14 protein-coding genes are annotated in these 18,164 nt (G+C 68.1%); 4 read left to right on the top strand and 10 right to left on the bottom strand.

From position 1 onward, the window contains the following. Positions 1-4 precede the first annotated feature (4 nt). Genes ACWCQS_RS21390 through ACWCQS_RS21380 form a run of 3 tightly spaced genes read right to left on the bottom strand, consistent with a single transcriptional unit; the run spans position 5 to position 6,158 of the window. A complete protein-coding gene (locus tag ACWCQS_RS21390; protein ID WP_451005877.1) occupies positions 5-3,916 on the bottom strand; it encodes a polymorphic toxin-type HINT domain-containing protein in 3,912 nt (1,303 codons plus the stop codon). A gap of 53 nt (positions 3,917-3,969) precedes the next feature. Further along, complete coding sequence (locus tag ACWCQS_RS21385; protein ID WP_451005876.1) at positions 3,970-5,577, bottom strand: S1 family peptidase; 1,608 nt, start codon at positions 5,575-5,577, stop codon at positions 3,970-3,972. A gap of 56 nt (positions 5,578-5,633) precedes the next feature. After that, a complete protein-coding gene (locus tag ACWCQS_RS21380; protein ID WP_451005875.1) occupies positions 5,634-6,158 on the bottom strand; it encodes a hypothetical protein in 525 nt (174 codons plus the stop codon). 691 nt (positions 6,159-6,849) lie between these two features. Here ACWCQS_RS21380 and ACWCQS_RS21375 point away from each other — a divergent pair. After that, complete coding sequence (locus ACWCQS_RS21375; RefSeq protein ID WP_451005874.1) at positions 6,850-7,836, top strand: tetratricopeptide repeat protein; 987 nt, start codon at positions 6,850-6,852, stop codon at positions 7,834-7,836. Between the two features lie 134 nt (positions 7,837-7,970). On the opposite strand, the gene ACWCQS_RS21370 is transcribed toward ACWCQS_RS21375, so the two are convergent. Then, complete coding sequence (locus ACWCQS_RS21370) at positions 7,971-8,147, bottom strand: hypothetical protein (RefSeq protein ID WP_451005873.1); 177 nt, start codon at positions 8,145-8,147, stop codon at positions 7,971-7,973. Positions 8,148-8,438: 291 nt separating this feature from the next. On the opposite strand from ACWCQS_RS21370, the gene ACWCQS_RS21365 reads away from it, so the two are divergent. Continuing rightward, positions 8,439-9,158, top strand: coding sequence for a rhomboid-like protein (locus ACWCQS_RS21365; protein WP_451005872.1), 720 nt, complete (start codon positions 8,439-8,441; stop codon positions 9,156-9,158). Positions 9,159-9,305: 147 nt separating this feature from the next. Here ACWCQS_RS21365 and ACWCQS_RS21360 read toward each other — a convergent pair whose 3' ends face one another. From ACWCQS_RS21360 to ACWCQS_RS21345, 4 genes are all read right to left on the bottom strand, one after another. Then, complete coding sequence (locus ACWCQS_RS21360) at positions 9,306-9,800, bottom strand: M1 family aminopeptidase (RefSeq protein ID WP_451005871.1); 495 nt, start codon at positions 9,798-9,800, stop codon at positions 9,306-9,308. A gap of 534 nt (positions 9,801-10,334) precedes the next feature. Further along, complete coding sequence (locus ACWCQS_RS21355; RefSeq protein WP_451005870.1) at positions 10,335-10,841, bottom strand: hypothetical protein; 507 nt, start codon at positions 10,839-10,841, stop codon at positions 10,335-10,337. 492 nt (positions 10,842-11,333) lie between these two features. Beyond that, positions 11,334-11,930 (bottom strand): hypothetical protein, encoded by a 597-nt coding sequence (locus tag ACWCQS_RS21350; protein WP_451005869.1) that lies wholly within the window; start codon positions 11,928-11,930, stop codon positions 11,334-11,336. A 95-nt stretch (positions 11,931-12,025) separates the two neighbouring features. Beyond that, complete coding sequence (locus tag ACWCQS_RS21345) at positions 12,026-13,072, bottom strand: NucA/NucB deoxyribonuclease domain-containing protein (protein ID WP_451005868.1); 1,047 nt, start codon at positions 13,070-13,072, stop codon at positions 12,026-12,028. Positions 13,073-13,734: 662 nt separating this feature from the next. Between ACWCQS_RS21345 and ACWCQS_RS21340 the strand changes: the two genes are divergently transcribed. Beyond that, on the top strand, positions 13,735-14,343 hold the full coding sequence (locus ACWCQS_RS21340) for a hypothetical protein (protein WP_451005867.1): 609 nt from the start codon (positions 13,735-13,737) through the stop codon (positions 14,341-14,343). Positions 14,344-14,582: 239 nt separating this feature from the next. On the opposite strand, the gene ACWCQS_RS21335 is transcribed toward ACWCQS_RS21340, so the two are convergent. Together ACWCQS_RS21335 and ACWCQS_RS21330 are read right to left on the bottom strand one after the other, a co-directional pair. Then, positions 14,583-15,923: an SAV_2336 N-terminal domain-related protein gene (locus ACWCQS_RS21335; protein ID WP_451005866.1), complete on the bottom strand. Its 1,341-nt coding sequence runs from the start codon at positions 15,921-15,923 to the stop codon at positions 14,583-14,585. A gap of 149 nt (positions 15,924-16,072) precedes the next feature. Next, the gene (locus ACWCQS_RS21330) at positions 16,073-17,557 is read right to left on the bottom strand and encodes a VMAP-C domain-containing protein (protein ID WP_451005865.1); all 1,485 of its coding nucleotides are present in this window, start codon (positions 17,555-17,557) and stop codon (positions 16,073-16,075) included. Positions 17,558-17,785: 228 nt separating this feature from the next. Here ACWCQS_RS21330 and ACWCQS_RS21325 point away from each other — a divergent pair, with 228 nt between their 5' ends. Beyond that, positions 17,786-18,163, top strand: a complete 378-nt coding sequence (locus ACWCQS_RS21325) for a hypothetical protein (protein ID WP_451005864.1) — start codon at positions 17,786-17,788, stop codon at positions 18,161-18,163. Position 18,164 lies beyond the last annotated feature (1 nt).

The following is an 18,164-nucleotide window of genomic DNA, read 5'->3' as shown; positions in this document are numbered from 1 at the left end:
CGCCCTACCGTGGGACACCCGGGTGCATGGTGACCACATTTCCCCACTTGTCAGTGATGACAGTATAGGTCTTCGTCGGCAAACCCGTTTCGACGTCTGTTCCGATGATATCGGAGGCATTGCCGACACGGACATAATTGCCGTTGTCTTGCAGTTTGGGTTCGAACTCGGCAGCGTCGTCTGCCAGCTTGTAAAGATCTACGTCCTTGTTGAACAGGCCCTTCGTGGCATCTGCTTTTGCGCCGCCCGGCATGTGCTTGCTTCGTACGTAGTTTTCGCCCGCTGCATCCAGGAACGGGGGATCGCATTGGGTGTTATGTACCAGTACGGGCGTGTTCCCGGCGAGGACATAGTAGGTGTGGAGGTCCTCGACGGTGAGGTTGTAGGTGCGGGTGTGCTGGTCGAAGGCGCGATTGGCCCGGACGCGGACAGTGGTGCCACCGGTGCTGAGGAGGGTGGCGCCGGGGGTGAGGTCGTGGGCCTTGACCCACTGGTGTGCTGAGGGGCTCCAGAAGGGGTGTTCGTAGGTGGCGGTGAGTTTCCGGGGGCCGTCGGGGGTAGCGAGGGTGAGTTCGTCGAAGTGCTTGTCGCCGTCGGTGATGATGAGACGGCTGACCTTGCGGGGTGTTGTTCGGCCGGTGAGCGGGTCGGTGGCCAGGACGGTGTCGCCCGGATGGATCGTCTCGATGCTCCGCGGGCCGGTGCTGACCATGAGGACCTTGGTGCCGGCCGGGAAGCACTGGGTGCACTTCATGTAACGGACGCGGCGCAGGTCCTCCAGCGCTTTCACCCCTTCTTCGAGGAGCTTCCACTTGGACCGGAAGGCCTGGTCTGCGGCGAGTTGTGTGCAGGCTTCGAGGTCGCCCTTGCTGCAGGGGTACCAGTTTCCGAGGCCGAAGTCCTTTTCCACGGTCCACAGCTCGTCGGCCGCGGCCTGGGCACCGGGGCCCATGGAGGCGAGGTCGCACAGCACTTCGTTGTGCTGGCAGTAGCGGGCCGGGCGTTCCACGGGCTCGCAGCCGAGCATGCCGCACCGGTAGCGTGCTTCGTCCTGGGCGCCGGTGTCCTTCTCGGCGGCCTTGCGTTCGGCTTCCTTCTTCTGCACGGCCGTCTTGAAGGCGTCCGCGAAGGCCTGGTCGGCGGCCTTGGAGTCCTTGCCGGCCGCGATCTCGGAGGCGCGGGCCTGCGCCCCGGCGGTGTAGGCGGCGCTGGCGGATGCCTGGGCCCACTGCGCGGAGCCGGCGGCGTCGACGGCGGAGGTGGCCGCGTCGCTTGCGGCCTGGTTGGCTGAGGCGGCGGCCTTGGCGGCGGTGTGGGCGGATGCGGCTGCCTGGTCGGCGGAGGCCTGGGCGTCCTTGGCGGACTGGGCGGCCTGGTCGGCGTAGCCCTTGGCCTGCTTGGCGGAGACGTCGGCCTTCTTGGCCCAGTCGGCCGCCTGGTCCTTGGCCTTCACCGCGAGAGCGGCGGCCTTGTGGGCGTCGGCGGCGTTCTGCTGGGCGGTGGCCGCGATCCCGGCGGCGTCCGCGATCAGCTGGGCGATCTGCGCGGTGTGGGTGGCGCCGAGGAAGTCCTGGCGCTGCGCCTTGTACTGGCCGACCTGGATGAACTGGTCCAGCAGGTCATCGGGGCCCTCCAGGGCGATGCGGGCCGCGGACTTCACGTCCGGGCCGTTGGCGCTGTTCTTGGGGTCGGCGAGCTGGGCCGCGCGGACACGTTCGTCCTGGGTACGGGCCTGGTACTGGCCGATGGTGAGGAACTGCCGGTACTTCTGCGGGTCGTTCGAGTCCAGTGCGGCCCGGCCGGTCTGCTGCACCACCGGTCCACCGGCGTCGATGATCCGGGCGATGGCCACCCTGAAGTCCTGCGCACCGGCCTCGTACTGCCCGGTGGCCAGGAACGCCGAGACCTGCTCGTCGCTGCCCTTGAGTGCCTCCTCGGCGGCACTGCGGACCGAGGCCAGGGAGCTTTCCTGGGCCAGGGTCTGCACGCGGTAGCGGTCGTCCTGGTGGGCGGCCTGGGCGCGGCGGGTGGTGAGGTAGTCGAGGACGTCTTGGTCGGTGCCGGTCAGGGCTTCCTCGGCGGCGCCCCTGCTCCAGGGCCCGGCGGTCTGCATCGTGGCCAGCGCGACCTTGCGGCCGGCCGCAGCGAGGGTCTTGGGGTCGGCTCCGGGCTGTGCGGCCTGCACGGCCAGGGACTTGGCCTGGTCGTCGGTGTCCTTGACCTGCTGGGCGGCCGCGGCGTCCGCGGCCGCTTGCTGGTCCCGCTGGGCCTTGAGGTCCTTGGCCTTGGCGATACCGGCGTTGGTGCGCTCGGTCAGCTCCTCCGTCTCGATCTTGACGGCGGTCTGGTGGGTCTTCTGGGCCTTGGCGACGGCCGCGGTGGCGGCGTCGGCAGCGTCCTGGGCGGCCTTGGCGTGCGCCGCGGACTGGGCTGCGGCGGTGGCGGCTTCGCCGGCGTGCTTGGCCGCGTCGTCGGCGTCCTTGGCGGCGTTGTCCGCATGGGTGGCCGCCGCGTTGGCCGCAGTCTCCGCGTCACTGGCCGCACTGGCCGACTCCGCGGCCAGTGCTGCGGCCGCGTTGGCGGCGCGGTTGGCTTCCTGCGCGTGGCGGTGGGCTGCGGCTGCTTCGGCACCGGCCTCGGAGGAGTGGACGCCGGCCTGGGTGGCGTAGTCGTTGGCCTGGTCGGCCGCGTCGGCGGCGGCGTCGGCGTTGGTGCCGGCGTCGGCGGCGGCCTTGGCCGCGTTGCCCGCCTCGGCGGCCGCGTTGCCGGCCTGCTTGGCGGCGTCCGCCGCCAGCCGTGCGCCCTTGGCCGCGGTGCGGGCATCGTCGGCCGCCTTGCGCGCCGCGGAGGCCTTGCTCGCGTCCGTGGCCGCGTCCGCGGCGGCGCTCTGGGCACGGGATGCGGCCTGCGCGGCACCCACGGCGGCTGAAGCGGCCTGCTCGGCGGCGCTGGCCGCCAGCCGCGCACTGTTGTTGGCGGCGGCCGCGGCGTCGATCGCCTCCTGCGCGGCCTCCGCGGCCTGTTTCGCGGCGGAGGCCGCACGGCCGGCCGCCGAAGCGGCGTGCAGGGAGTCGTTCTTGGCGGCCTTGGTCTCGGCCGCCGCCTTCTGCGCGGCCTCCTTGGCCAGCTTCGCCGCCGTCACGGCACGCGCGGAGGCGTCCTTGGCGGCCTTGGTCTGGGCTGCCGCCCTGGTGCCGGCCTTCGTGGCCTGCGCCGCCAGCTGCGCGACGGTGGCGTGCTCCTGGTCACGGGCGCGCGCCACGTACTGGCCGACCTCCAGGAACTCGTGGATGTCGTCGGCCGTACCGTTCAGCGCGATCCGGCCGGCGGCCGCCACGTTGGAGCCGCCCGCGCTGATGATCTGCGCGACCTCGACCCGCTCGTCCTGCGCCCGCCGGTCGTACTGACCGGTCGACAGGAATGCCTTGATGTCCCCAGGTGTCCCGTTCAGCGCGGCCTGGCCGGCCTTCTTCACCTCCGGGCCGCCCGCGTCGATGATCTGCGCGACCTGAACCCGCTGATCCTGGAACGACGGATCCTGCCAGCCCTCCTCCAGGAACCCTTGAAGGTCGTTGGGCGTCCCCTCCAGAGCCTTGCGGGCGGCGTCCTGCAGGTTCAGCCCGCCCACGCTGGCGAGCTGCGCTACAGCAACGCGCTCGTCCTGGAACGTGGCGTCCTTCGCTGTGTCGAGGAAGTGGCGTACGTCGTCTTCGCTGCCGGTCAGAGCGACTTCGGCGGCGGCCCGTACCTCGGGGCCGCCCGTCGACCACAGGTCGAGGGCCTTGGTACGGTCGGCCACCTCGTCGGTGGCGGCACTGCCGCCACCGGTCGGAGTGCCGTCGGCCATCGCACGGGAGGCCGAGCTCCCGAGCAGACCGGCTATGAGTGCGAGCGGCAGCAGACACAGACAGAGCATCCGTGTCGCATGCGCACCCCTTCTTACCGCGATGGTCGCGGGGTTCCTTTTCTTCAACTGTCTCTCGTATCGTCCGTTGCCCAGTGAAGTGACGGTGTGTCAGTTGGCGGGTGCGCCAGCTGGATCTCGGTGTGGAGGCCCTTGTCGTCGACGCCGGTGAAGTAGCTGACGTGGCCGTCGTTCCAGCGCACGAGGATGTCGTTGGCGGTGGTGTTGGTGCTGAAGGCGCCGACGGTGAGGGCGGCCGCGTTGGTCCAGTACGACTTCTCGGGCCGGATCCTGATCTCGGCGGGCAGGGCCTTGCCGGTCATGCCGGGGTAGATGGTGGTCTCGCCGTCGATCCAGCGCACCAGCAGGTCGTCGGTGTCCTTGCCGGTGAAGGAGCCGCTGGCGAGCTTCTCGGCGAAGGGCCAGGTCTTGTTCTTGGCGACCGCCTGGGTCTGCTTCTTCAGCCCGTTGACCGCCAGGTCGCCGAAGACGGAGACGTGACCGTCCTTCCAGACCACCAGCAGGTCATCGCGCAGGCCGTTCGCGGTGAAGCGGCCCGCGGTCAGCTGCTGGACGTCGTCCCTCCATTCGGCGGACTTCGGCGGGGCGAGCTGCTTCTCGCCGTGGAAGCCCTTGGCATCGACCGTGGTGTAGAGGGTCATCTCACCGTCGGACCAGCGCACCACGACTCCGTCGGTGCCGCCGCCGGTGTTGGTGCCGGTCACGTTGACGGCGTGGGTCCAGATGCTCTTCTCGGGCTGCAGCTGGTGTTCCGCGGCGAAGGGGCGGGCGGGGTCGTTGCCGTAGCCGCCCTGGTAGAGGGTGACCTCGCCGTCGTCCCAGACGACGACCAGGTCCATGTGCCGCGTGCCGCCCGCGGAGTCGCCCGCGTAGTAGCCAGCCGTGATCTGCACGGCGTGCTTCCACGGAGCGGCCGCGAAAACGGGGGCGTAGGCGACCTGCTGGACCCAGGAGGCCAGGTCGTCGACCCGCGCGGCCACCGCCCCCGTGCGGGTCTCGGCCGGATCGCTGCCCAGACAACCGCCCTGCCAGGACAGACTGCTGACACCCACGACCGCTCCGGTGGCGCTCAGCACCCCACCGCCGGTGTCGCCCTTGCAGACCGCCGCGCCGTCGGACTTGCCGGCCAGGTCGAGGGTGGTGGCGGCGGTGTTCTGGACGGTGAACGCGGCCGCGTGGACCTGGTCGGGCACCCACTCGTCGTGGGTGCGCCCGAACCCGGCGGCCTGGACCTCGTCCCCGGCGCCAGGCGCGGCGGCCGCTACCGGGATCGGGGTGATACCGCTGACGGGCTTGGTCAGTTGGGCCATCATCACGTCCCGGTCCGTGCGCGGCACCAGGCTCACCACCTGCTGGGCGCTGCCACCGATGGTGGCGGTCGTCCTCAGCTTCGGCGCGCCGGACGCGAGCGTGCCGCCCGGGGTGTCGGTGAAGCAGCTCGCGGCGGTCAGCAGCCACTGCGCGGCCACCAGCGTGGCCGAACAGCCGCGGAGGCCGCCGACATCGAGCCGGGCGGTGGCGGCCGAGACCGTGGCGGAAGCCGTCGGGCCGGACACGGCGGTAGCGGGCGTGACGCTCAGAGCGGCGGCGGCCAACGAGGTCGCGGCGATCAGACCGCCGGTCCACGCGACGCGCGGACGAAAGCCAGACATGAGCCTATTCCTTGCTGTCGTGCGAGAAGAGTGAGAGGCAGCGGAAGGCGGGCCGGTCAGCCGGTGACCCGCAGTTCCAGCAACACGGACGGTGCGCCGCCGGCGGCTCCCTCGCCCACGCTCTGGTAGCCGTTCTTGTCGACGGTCACCGTCTTGGCCGGCGCGGTGGGATCCGCCTGCGGCCGCAGATCGGCGCTGATGGGGTGATCGGTGGTCTCCAGGGCGAACACGCGCGGAAGTTCGAGGGTGAGATACCCGGTCTTGGCGCTCGCCTTGAAGCAGTACGCGCCCTGGGAATCCCCGCTCTGCCCCTGCACGGTGAGGACCTTGATCTGCTGGGCGGAGTCCCCGCACTTGGCGAGGGTGATGTGCCCGTCGCCCTTGATCAGCTTGATGCCCTGATCCTTCTGGATCTGATCCGCGTTCGGGTAGGCGTAGTCCTCCACCGCGGACGGCGGAGTCGCTCCCTCGGTTCCCCCTGTCGGCTGCGGGTCGGCGGACGCGAGAACCGGCATGCCCACCAGCGCCAGAAAGACAGCAACCCCCGCGACCGGGAGCATCCTGCGCATACGAGGCGTCACCCGAATTCCTTTCCAGGCACGGGTGACGGCATGACAAAACGACATCTGCAGCCCCCATGCACAGACGTAAACCAAAAATAAGTGGTCGGGCGTGAGGCTAATGCGGTGACAGAAGTGAAGGCAACGTGACCATCTTCATGGGATGTTCACGGAACCTCGGCAGGTGAATCACCATTACGCATACAGGTGGGCTGCGGGCCCGCGCTACTGCCGCCAGACGGCAAGCCACACTCCAAGTGGCATCGTCCCAGGTCAGCGATATCCGTTGCTTTTGCGGCCATTGATACGGCGACCCCAGGCGGTGAGCGTCCCACGACAGCCAACGTCATCTAGGGTCCGCAGGCACTTCACGCTTAAGGATCCGTGCCCGTGGCAGAGATCCCCGATGAGTTGATCCAGCTGGAACGTTCAGCCGAGGCAGAACGCGCGAAGCTCGCGGGCCTGGCTGGCGAGGAGTACGGCCTCGGGACTGGTGAGCTCGCATGTTGAGGTGTCGCGTATTCCCGGCGAGGCCCGCAACTCATAACGTTGAGTGAGCCCCCACGAGCGTCGATCACCATCTGGCCGACGGGAGCCCGAGTGATGCGGGACTGCCGACGGTCCGCTCCCCCTCAGCCACTCCGTACTGGACCAGCAGCTTGGTTCGGTGTTTTGTCCTCGTGGAGGGCCCAGCAAAGCGCATCATGGAATGGTGGCCGACCAGCAGACGAACCGCACCCGCGAGTCCAGATCGACGATTGACCCCGCCCACGTCCTCACTCCCACGCAGTTGCTGGCGGCGGTGTTGGTGCTGCTTGTGGTCTCAGTTCCCGCGTTCATCGCTGGTGCAGCCACGACCACCTCGCCTGGCTGGGTGCCAGCGATGTTCGCGGTTGCTGCGGTGCTGGACGTCCCGCTAGCTTTGGTCTTCGTCTACCGGCTCTTGACCAAGCACCGGCAGCAAATCACCAGCGACGCCGTCTACGAGCGGGCGGTATTGCAGGTTCCTCACGCAAGCCGTGCCCTCGATGAATCACTCACTCAGGCGGGAGTCGACACCGAGGCTCTGGTTACCGGAACTGCCACCGCGGACCAGCAGGTGCGCACAGACCTGGAACAGCTGGAAGCTGTGATGAGCATCCTGAGGGATCGTGCTGCAGAAGGCGCTGTGCCACCTGACGTCGAACTGAACCTGGCCAGGGCACTGATGGCTGAGCGGCGGTGGGCAGAGGCGGCGGAGCACTTCGACCGGTACGTAAGCCAAGTCGACGCGGACTGGGAGGTTCATTACGTAAGGGGTGTGGCGCATGCGAATACCCGGGGAGGGCCGCCGTCCGACCTATCTGCGTGGCGAGCGTACAACGATGCGATTGCCCTGCTGCCAGACGATGCTGATCCGAATAGTACTGCTCGGCTGTTCACCTATCGGGGGGCGATGGCAAAACGCCTCGGCAGGTACGACCAAGCGGAGGCGGATCTGCAACTGGCCAGGCGGCACGCTACAGCCAACTACGAGATTACCGATATTGCTTACAACCTGGCCTCCGTCTATGCCATGGCTGGCCGCCGCGACGAAGCACTTACTGAACTACGAACGCTACGCGACCGCGGAGGCATCAATATCGTTCACGGGCACTTGGACGACTACTTCAGCACGCTGCGCCGAGACCCCGAGTTCCGTCAGATCACAGGGACTTGAGCGTCGTAGCGTGTACTGCCCGTGTGTGCGACATCCCGTGAGTTACCCGGAGCCCGGCCGAGTCCCCCAACCTCACGGCCAGGGGGCGTTGGTAGCAACATCGGTACAGCGGTTGGCGCTGAGAACGATCATGGTCAGGGCGTGAGCGCGCTGACCCGGTTCTCGTACTCGCGGCGGGCCTTGCGCTGGGCCGGGATCGCCGGGCCGCCCTGGGTGCCGTCGAGGGGCTGGCAGCGATCGAGGAGCTGGCCGTGGACCGCGAGGGTGGCGCTGACGCGCAGGGTGTAGCCCTGACCACGCCGTACGGTCACTCCCTGGTCGAGCGCGGCGCGCGACCGACGCCGCTACCGCCCGGCGTCCAGGCAGCCCTTTGCGTCCGGCTCTCCACCATGCGAACTCCTTACCGCGATGCTCGGGCCATTGATCGTTGCGGAGCACTACAGCATCGCTTGGTGAGAATCCCTCTCATGTTGGCCGCCGTCGGAACCGGGCGTGGTGGCCGACGGTCTCTTCCCGGGAAGGGCGGGCACATCGCCCTTGAGCGCCCGAACGCGGGTGACAAGCGTAGATCAAAAGCCTACGAAAGCAGGGAAATGAGGGCTGTGGAGACGTTGAGGCGGCGGCTGCCGGGCACCGCCGTATACGTGACGGCCCTGCTGGTCACCGCATGGTGGCTGAAGGGACAACGGGCAGCGGAACGGGCCCGCTTCATGCGCCACAACAGCAGCAACGTGCACCACCTGGATGTCGGCAAGTGGTGGACCCTGTTCACGAGCGGTCTGGTGGTCGACGGTGTACCGGCCCTGGTCGGTATCGCCGCGGTCGCCGGGGTTCTGGGATGCGCCGAGTGGCGCTGGGGGACGCTGCGCGCGTGCGGAGTCTTCGTCTTCGGTCACCTCACCGCGACCCTGCTCACCGAGGGCGCCCTGTGGCTGATGCACGTCGCCCATCTGCCACGCGTGCCCACCCGGACCCGTGACGTGGGCATCAGTTACGGTCTGGTGACGACCGCCGCCTGCCTGCTCGCCCTCACCGCCGGCCGGCTCCGCCGCTATGGCCTGCCTCTGCTCGCCGCGGCGCTGACGGCCGCGCTGCTGTACGACCAGGAGCTCGCGGATGTCGGCCACCTGGCCTCCCTCGCGCTGGGCTCCCTCGCCGCCCGCACGGCGTGGCTGCGCGCCCCGTCCGGCCCCCCAGTACGCACGATGCCCGTCGCACCCGATCGTGTCGGCGCCGCATTGCCGAGCGGGAGTGCCCCGATGAGGAACAAGAGCGTCGGTGCGCGGGGTACGCCAGGAGCAGTCCCGATCGGCGGGCGTTGAGCGGTTCGCTGTCTCAGGCCGACAGCCATGGGAAGAACTGCAGCGAGAAGGTGCTGTTCGTCCCCGCCCACCACCAGCACCGCATCAGCGTGCTGGACTTCGAGGCCGGCTCCGGTTCGACCGACCGGAATCACCATCGGGCCGGGCTCAGGACGGTGTTGCGGGTGGCAAGGGCGGGAGCCTTTCCTCGTAGAGCCAGGTGTGCAGCAGCGGCTCGACCGCCGTCGGTGAGTACCGGCCGGCATGAGCGAGGAAGGCGGCGGTGTCGGCGCTGCGGCCGCGGTGTGCCTGGTGCCGGCCGCGCAGCAGGGCGAAGAAGCGGTCGTCGCCCAGTGTCAGCCGCAGGGCGTGGAGCGTACAGGCGCCCCTGTCGTAGACGCGGTCGTCGAAGATGCGGTCCGGGCCGGGGTCCGTAATCCGCAGGCGCTGCGGGCTTTTCGCCAGCGTGTGCCACGCCGCGCGGGCGATGGTGTCGGCGGAGTCCCCGCCGGTGTGCTCCGACCAGAGCCATTCGCCGTAGGTGGCGAGGCCCTCGTTGAGCCAGATGTCACGCCAGTCCCGCAGGCTCACGCTGTTGCCGTACCACTGGTGGACGAGTTCGTGGGCGCCGAGCGTCTCCCACGTACGGCCGCCGTCGAGCACCCTCCGCCGGGAGCTGAATCACCGCAGACGGCGGCGAGGCGAGGATGTTCCACGTCGGAGACCGGCCGACGGAGATCCACCTCGCGCCGATCGAACTCGGCCCCGACCACTGAGGAAACGGCGTCGGCGGCCTGCGCATCCGCAGGCTCTGCTCACTTTTGGGCTGAATTCCCCCACTTGGCATGGCTCTCCGCCACGCAGGCGATAGGACTAGCAGTGAGTACGGCACTGTTGATCGGTGATCGAACTGTAGGGCGAATTCGCCTGGGTACTGAGCCGGCGGCCGGTGCCGCCGCGACCGCCGGTGGATTCCAGGCCTTGCGGTCTTCTCGGAGGCCATGAGCGCGCCGTGCGCGTGCATGGTCCGCCCACCCCCGGCAACGCGGGCCGTTCGGCGTGCCGTTCGCAGCGAGAGGGGACAGTCAAGACGAGAACTGAGCCCGCCGCTACGGGGGAAAGCGGCGGACCCAGCGAGCCACCACGATGGCACACCAGCAGCGGAGCTGCTGTTCGTGAAGCATAGGATGCGGCACCTCAGTTGATGCCGAGCCTGCTGAGAGCTGTGGTCCAGTCGGTGACGATGGCGTTCTGCGCGGCGGCAAGGGAGACCTTCCCGGAGCAGACGGCCGTGTGCAGCTTCGTCTCCACGGGGTCCTTCTTGTTGTTGATGCCGCTTCCTGGCCTGTGACCCGGATCGGCCGGCTCGACCCACAGGTTGCGGGCGTCGTTCGGGTCACCCCCGAGCTGCAGGGATAGGAGGTGGTCGTACTCAGAATCCTTGAGGCTGCCCTTGTAGCCGTACGAGGCGGCGTTCGCCGCCTTCTCCTTCCGCGTGATCGCCTCCGGCGGCCTGATGTTCTTGGTGTAGCCGCCCTTCCGACAGATCGTCGTGGGCAAGTTCGCCTGCGTGACCGCCGGTGAGGTCGCACCCGGCGTGCACGCCGGGTCCTCCAGAGGCTCGCCCTTCTCGTACCGGTAGTGGCAGCTACCCGCGGGCGGCTGCTGTTGCACCGTGTACGTCGTCTGCGGCCCCGCACCCACCGGGATCTTCGTCGTACCTGCTGATACGGCACTGCCCGGCGACCCTGCCGACGACGCTCCGCCCTTCCCCGATGTATCCGCCCCGGAGTGCGAGGCGGATGAACAACCTGTCAGCACCATGAACGAGAACAGCACCGGTGGCACCGCGCGGCGGATGAAACTCATAACTACCCCTTCACGGACGAGCGACAACTGCGCACATGCTCCCCCACCAAGACGCCCTCCTACCGCCCAGCATGGGCGCACGGGTGTGCGCCGGGCACGCTGAGACAGCGCGGCGTGCCCATGCGCCCCACGCCTGTTCGTTTTGGCGTCGACTGTGACCGCCACCGCCCGGCGCTGCGCACGACGGTTGGCCCTGCCGGTCCTTGAAGGGCAGCGCAGTTCAGGGCCCTGGGCCGTGAGCATCTTCGTCGATCGGGTATCGCGCCTTGCGCCGCGGCAGTTGCGATCACGGTGTCCGACGAGGCGACTACGGCACGGCCAAGGAGGTCAGTCTGGTTGGTCATCGGGGGTGTAGGTGAGGGGGTAGGTCGTGGTGTACTCGTCCACCGGTACGTTCATTTGCGCGGCGTACTCGGTCCGGGCCTGCCGGTCGGCGTCTGTGATCTCCGGGTGCATGCCGGGCGTCTGGGGAGCGCGCCAGAGCTGGACAAGGTGGCGTTCGCCGTGGTCCCCGATGCCCGGTTCGGGGTCGTCGGCGTGGCAGTACAGGCGCATCCGTACCCACTGTTCGCCCTCGTCGGAGGGCGGCACCTCGAGCGGGGGTTCGCCTTCTGGCCAGGCATCCCAGAACTCGCTCCTGATGACGGCGAGGCACAGGTCGGGGTAGTCGGCGCGCAGGCTGATTTCTTCCGGCGGCTCCCAGTCGTTGCCGTACTCGGGTGCCGGCGGGCCGTCGTGGACCTGGATGATCATATGCACGGGGCCGGTGTCGGTGGTGGGCATCACGATGGCGTTGCTGTCGGTGGCCGGGCCGCACCGCCAGCCGAACGGCATCTCCTTGGGCCAGTCGTAGTCGTCGTCGAATCCGATGAGGTAGCCGTTTTCTCCCACATCGACGGTGAACGTCGCTTCACGGACCAGCATGAGGCAAGCCTCCTTCAGCGGAGAAGGGTGCCCCCTTGCCCTGGCACAGAGGCGGGACAAGGGGGCACCCTGACTGGCGGGGAGTCTAGCGGCGCTCAGACGATGACGTAGAACGGGTCGCCGTCCATGACGTGCATCTTGCCGCGCCAGGCGGTGATGCGGCCGCCCTGGCTCCGGTTCTCCTGGATGTGCACCCAGGTGATCTCCCGCTGGTTGGCGGGCAGGTGGGTGCCGCCTTCCTTGGTCGAGGCGAACGGGTACTCGTCGCACGAGGTGCGGCCGGCGCGCTGCATGTCCGGCGGGGCCTTGGTCGGGCAGACCGCCTTGCGGTTGTTGTCCTCCTGCGTGGGGTTGATCATCCAGTGCAGGGGCTGGCCGCCGTAGGGGTCACCGTAGTGGCCGCCGCTGGACCGCAGCCTGCGGATCCCGTCGTCGATGTAGGGAATGCCGACCATGCTGACCGCGGTGGGCACTTCCGGAATAGCGCACCCGGACCGGCTGGCCCGACTGCTGCCGTAGTAGTTGTCGCACCGATAGACGACCGAGTCGTAGGAGACGCTGCCAGGGGTGTAGCCGGGCTTGGTGAAGGTGTACGTGTAGTGCGTTTTCGCCTTGCCGTTGACATGGCCCTTGGGGATCGCCCCGGTCTTGTAGTCGACGCTGCCGCTCGCCGCGCCGCTGCTGAGGATGTGACCCTGCGGGAAATGCACCGTGGCCTTCGTCCCGCCACCGGACGCAGCACCGATGTCGACGGCCACGCCCGAGCCCGCACGGGTGGTCCGCGCCTTGGAGACGGTGAACTGCTCCGACCAATTCGCGGAGTTCACCTTGAGGGTCATCTGGTGCTTGACGTCGAAGTCAACGGTGCCTTCGATTTCGGGCTTCCCGTCGATGACCTTGATGACGTCGACGTGGATAGTGACCCACTCACACTCGCTGTACCGGTTGATCGTGATCTTGTTGATCGTGCAGGTGGCATTGGACGCCGGACCGGCAGCGAGTCCGTTCACCTGGGACCGGGCCGGGCCGATGGTGACCCGCAGCTGTCCGGTACCGGACTGGTCGGCCAGGGCCGACGGAGCGGCTGTTCCCAACAGTCCCATCGCCACGGCCCCCGTGGCGAGCAGAGCTCTGATTTTCAACCTGTACCCCCTGTGTTGAAGCAGCCGACAGGGGTTCCAGCGGTCAACTCGGCGCTACCCCCGTCGCGTTGGCGGCATACAAGCACGCCGACCACACAGGGCGCATGCCTTTTTGGCCGGTTTCAGCCAAAGGTGAGCCCTAAACGAAAGGGCAGAAAACGCTGTGACCAGCAGACAACCGTGGCCACCGAATAACCCCAGCCGCAACCAGGCCGCCACGGTCGGCCTGGAAACGCTGGTCAGATCGTCGGCGCCTGACTTTCCGCCCCGAGCCCGCCAAGAATCCCCGAGAGTCTGCAACGCTGCCAAAAGCCGTACCCGGCCCCCGCACGAGCGACACGACGGAATCGGGGACGCCACGCTGTGCCTCTCACGCCCGTGACGGCCCCTGCCTATCCCCTATTCGACTCTGGCGGGCAAGGATGTGTGACCTCGTGGAGCGGCCGGCACGCGCCTGTCCCGTTACGGCCTGTCCGACGGACCTTGGCGCAGATGCAGGGGCTGGCACGCCCATCTGCGGCGTTGTCGTCACTCGCCGACGCCGAACTCACCTAGCACACCAGGGAAGACCGACGCGAGGCGTCAGATGCTCATCGAGAGCGACGACTGCGGCAACGCACCCCGCTCTTCAACCTGACGACCCCGTTCGTCACACTGACGCCGTGCCTCGAATAGCCACCGCCACCTCGTCCCGGCAGGTCCGCCACCTCACCACGATGGCGTTTTTCGGTCCGCCGGTGATCGTCGGGCTGTCGTTGCTGGCCGCCAATCCGGACTGGAGCGGGCTCGGACTGGTCCTCGGGACCTTCGCGCTGATCGCGACTCTCTCGCTGATGATCATCGCAGCGCCGAACGGGTGGTTGATCGTCGGCGGGGTGATCGTGGGGATCGCCGCGCTGTCCGGGCCGGGGCCGGTGCTGCAGGCGGAGGTGATGGCGCACGACGGGCAGCGGGTGGAGGTGCGGGTTACCTCGGTGAAGACGTACCAGGGCAAGCACGGGCCGGAGTACACCTGCCTTCTGGGGCGGGTGGACGGCAAGCCGCTCAAGCACGCCGAGCTGGGCAACGACTCCTGCGACGGGCCGATGGAAGTCGGGCAGACGGAGGACGTGCTCGTCGACCCGCACGGCTGGACGGCGCCGGAGCTGGCCGAGACGGACTACAGCGGGATCGACATCGCCGCGTGGGCCCTGCCGGTGGTACTGGTGCTCTTCGAGGTGCTGGTCTGGCTGTCCCGGCGGGTCGGGCTGCGCCGGTTCGAGGGCCGCTGATGGCGCTGCCCGCGCGGCCAGGGCGCGGGCCAGCCAGGCGTCGACGTCGGCTGGACGTACGGCCCGGCACGGCGGGTGAGCTCGTCGCGGGCGGATTCGTCGCCCTCGCGGGGCTCGGCCTGTTCCAGCGTGCGCAGATGGTGCTGCTGTCCGCGCAGGGCCTGTGCCCCAACGCTGCGGCACCGCGGCGGACGCATCGCACGTGACCACCTTGCGCAGGGAAAAGAAGCTCAGACCTCTTAGTTCACACTTCGGACCTGCTGTTTGAAGTCGTCGATGTTGTTACTCATCCGATGGACTGCATCGGCACGTGCTCGCGGGATGCGCGCCTGGAAGATGTCTCTTTCTACTTCCAGGTACGGCAGGTTCTCTTCGGTGATGTTCACTGAGTCCGGTGGCGAGAGTTGCCGGATGCGTTCGCCGAGCCCCTCTACGGCAGGGATTGCTGGTGCCAGATACCTGTCGATGACTTGGGCTACCTCGAAGCAGTCCCTGCGGCCGTCACGTTGGCGGGCGAGGAGTTGCTTGCGGATGCCTGGCAGGAAGTCGAACACGATCCGGTCGTAGGGTGCGCTGCCGGGGTCGGTCGTCCCGACGACCTGGATAAGGCCGCTGCTGAGAATTTCGGCGAGGTGTTCCGGGCCCGTGTGGGGCATGAGGTGAGTTGCGACGAGCTGCATGATGTGCCGGTTGAGCGGTGCGGCGGCCAGGAGCACGGTCAGGTGGGCAGTATCGGTGAGGGCCTTCTCCAAGAACTCCACCACGAGTTCTTCCGCGCTCGGGGGATCCGCCTCTTGCCGGGGCCGAGGAACTCGAGCAGCGGAGGCTGCGGGCGCTGCTCCAGGAAGAGGCTCTGTGTGGTCCGGCGGCTGAGCTTCAGCAGCTTGGGGGAGCACTATGGCTTGCTGGCGCACCCACTTGCTGGAGGTGAGCAGGCGGCACCACTGTTCGATCCAGCGTTTACTCATTTCCATGACCGGGATGACGACGCACTTGTCGGGCAGCGGCTCTGCCGGCAGGAGGGCTTCGACGTCCGGGACCTGGGTTTCGAAGGTGGTGTTCGGTCCCCCGAGTTCCGTAGAGCGGAGGTTGAGTGCCCGGGTGCTCAGGGCTGATCGGTCCCAGTGGGGGTGTGGCTGCACGTGGAGGACGGCCAGGGGGTGTGTGCGGGCCCAGCTTGCAAGCTGTCGCTTAAGGGGTTGGCGCTCCCAGGCTGGGCCCACTGCGTCAGTGATGACGAGGATGATCTTTTTCCGCCCTCGATCGCCGATGCCGGCGCGGCCCACCTCGACGGGATCGAAGATGGCGCGTGTGGGGTCGAAGCCCTGGCTGTGGAGGCTGACTACTGGCACGTCCGCGAAGTGGCCTAGTTTGTACGAGCTTTCGACGAAGGCGTTGATGCTCTCGTACCAGGCCGCCATGGAGGCGCCCGTGTCGATGATGAGGACCAGATCCCATGCCGGGGGTCTCACTGGCGGGTGCGGGTTGGCACCGGGGACGTTGGGAAGCGCGGGTGCGCTGGCCTGTTGCGTGGGATCCAGGGCCTCCAGGGCCCGCAGGGCACTTGCTGCTGCCGGCACTGCGGGGACGGGTGCCGGCCGCGGCCAGTCGTCCGGGGGCTCAGAGAACAGATGCGGCGGCGGGAAAGGCCTGGCAGGTAAGTGGAACAGCTGGGTCCGGTTGTCCTGAGGGGTGCTGGTGATGAGCCAGCTGCTGGCGGCGGGCGGCGTCACAGTGACCTGGCCTCACTGGGAGCCACCAATGTGTGCAAGGTGGGAAGTGTGTGATGCGGGTCGTCCCACAGCAGCGTGATGTCGCTGACGGCGTCGTCCGAGGCGGCTGAAGGACGGTGTCCGGCGCGCAGCGCGCTGATACGGTCCGGCAATTCGTGCAGTGGTCCTGCGCCGATCAGCTGCAGGGCAGCGTTCTGGAACGCTGGCGAGCAGTCCCGGCGGTGCCACAGGATGGCTGGGGCTCCACTGCGAAGTGCCGCGAGGAATTGCCGACGCCCTTTCCCGTCGCTGGGTGGGCTGTCCAGGATGACGGGATCCCGCCCGGGTGAGAGCGGTGCGGGCTCACGCTCGCTCGGCCCCGGGCGTGTCCTGGCGGCGCGCTGGTCGGTGGGCGAGATGCCCTCCTCCTCGGATGTGCCTTCCATGAGGCTTTCCCAGCGGGCGCGCCAAGCCGACTGAATGGTGGGGATCTGCAGGCGGTCCAGGCTGCGGATCAGCACCTTGCGTGCTGGGTCGACGTCCCTGCACCATTCCAGGACGGGTTCGTTGACCAACGACAGGGGAAGCCAGAACTCGATGGACCAGTTGTCCATGGTGGTGTTCTTGGTTTCCCGCACCCACTGGCGTAGTCGCTGGGCGACGGTTCGGGCGAGCTCGCTGTGGCTGACAGCCTGTGTGTCTTCGTCCCTCAGCGCTGGCGTTGCTTGGGCTCCGTCGCGGTGCCACATGCGCAGCGTGTAGTAGTCCTTCTGCAGCCCGTCGGGCAGGAGGACGAACATGACCCGGGCCGGGGTGGGTTTTGGCAGCTGGAAGCTTGCCGCGGCCGCACGGCACTCCCGGAGTTCCTCTGTGACGTCCCATTGCGCGGCCAGCTTGTCCGCCCATGCCTGTAATGCGCTTCGCTGGGTTTCTCTGGCTGCTGCGAGGTATTCAACGAAGGCCAGCAAGGGGGGCAGGCCACTGGGGAGCATATTTCGACGCAACAGGTGCAGGGCGGTCGGCCAGGTCCCGGTGCAGTGCTGGGGCAGGTCAGCTGACAGTGCCGGTAGGCATGCCTGGGCGACGGTCGCGGCCTGGCGGCTGGGAACGTCCGTCAAGAGGTCGCTGAGTTCCTCGAGTTCGGCGTCGGAGAGCAGAGTGCGGGCCGTGAGCCAGTCGGCGACCTTGCGCATCGGCAGCGAGATGTCCGGATCGCCAGTGGCGTGGTCGAGAGCGTCAGCCAGGGCTTCGGCTGCTTCTAGCTGGGTGCTGCATACCCTGAGAAGTTCGCGGATCCGGATGGCCGGAGATTCGCTTGCATGGATCTGGGCGAGGCTGGCGCCGTGGTGCCGGGCCAGACGCGCGGCCAGGACGCGCCAGCCGGACTCGCTAGTCAGGAGCGGGTTGCGGTCGAGCTGTTGAGCTATGGCGTGCTGAAGGTCGTCGACCGTTCGGCCGACTGAGCCGGCCGCCGGAGGCGGTGTGGCTGCGGAATCCGTCATAGCTGGTCACTCCTGCGATGCCGGTGGCGTCATGGATGCTTCGTCGGTTGACCGGTGCGGGGTGCCGTGCCGGTCCATGGTCTGGGATGGCAGTAGGGCCCGGCTAGAGCGCGCGGGCGCATTTAAGGTGATTCTCCGTGATCTGCCGTACGCGATGCGTGTCACAGGGAGAATGAGCGTTCTATGGACGCGAGTGGGTTGGCGGCTTGGGCCGCGGCAGTGACGAGCTTGGCGACACTGGTCGTCACAACGGTGGTCGGTGGCCGACGTGAGCGTCACCGGTGGGCACGAGATGCCCTGACCGATGCGTTTGTCGCCTTTCTTGAGGCGAGTTGGCGGCATTCCGATATAGCTGCGCAGGCGGCCAGTGCGGACGCGCACGCGGAGGCGCTGCTGGCCGAGTACAGGGAAATGCGTAGTCAGCTGACGCGGATGCGGCTGCTTGCTGCGGACGGCGTGGTGGATGCGGGGCAGTCGCTGTTGCGTCAGCAGCAGCAGGTGCACGACGTCCCTGCTGGACTGGAGCGGGACGCTGCACTGGCGGCCGCATCGTCTGCTCGGCGTGCGGTGATCGCAGCGGCCAAGAAGGAGATGGGGCTGCTGTGAG

This window comes from Streptomyces sp. NPDC002076 (genome assembly GCF_053593835.1).
Note: the sequence above shows the minus strand (reverse complement) of the source record. Positions and strands in the feature narration are given on the sequence as shown.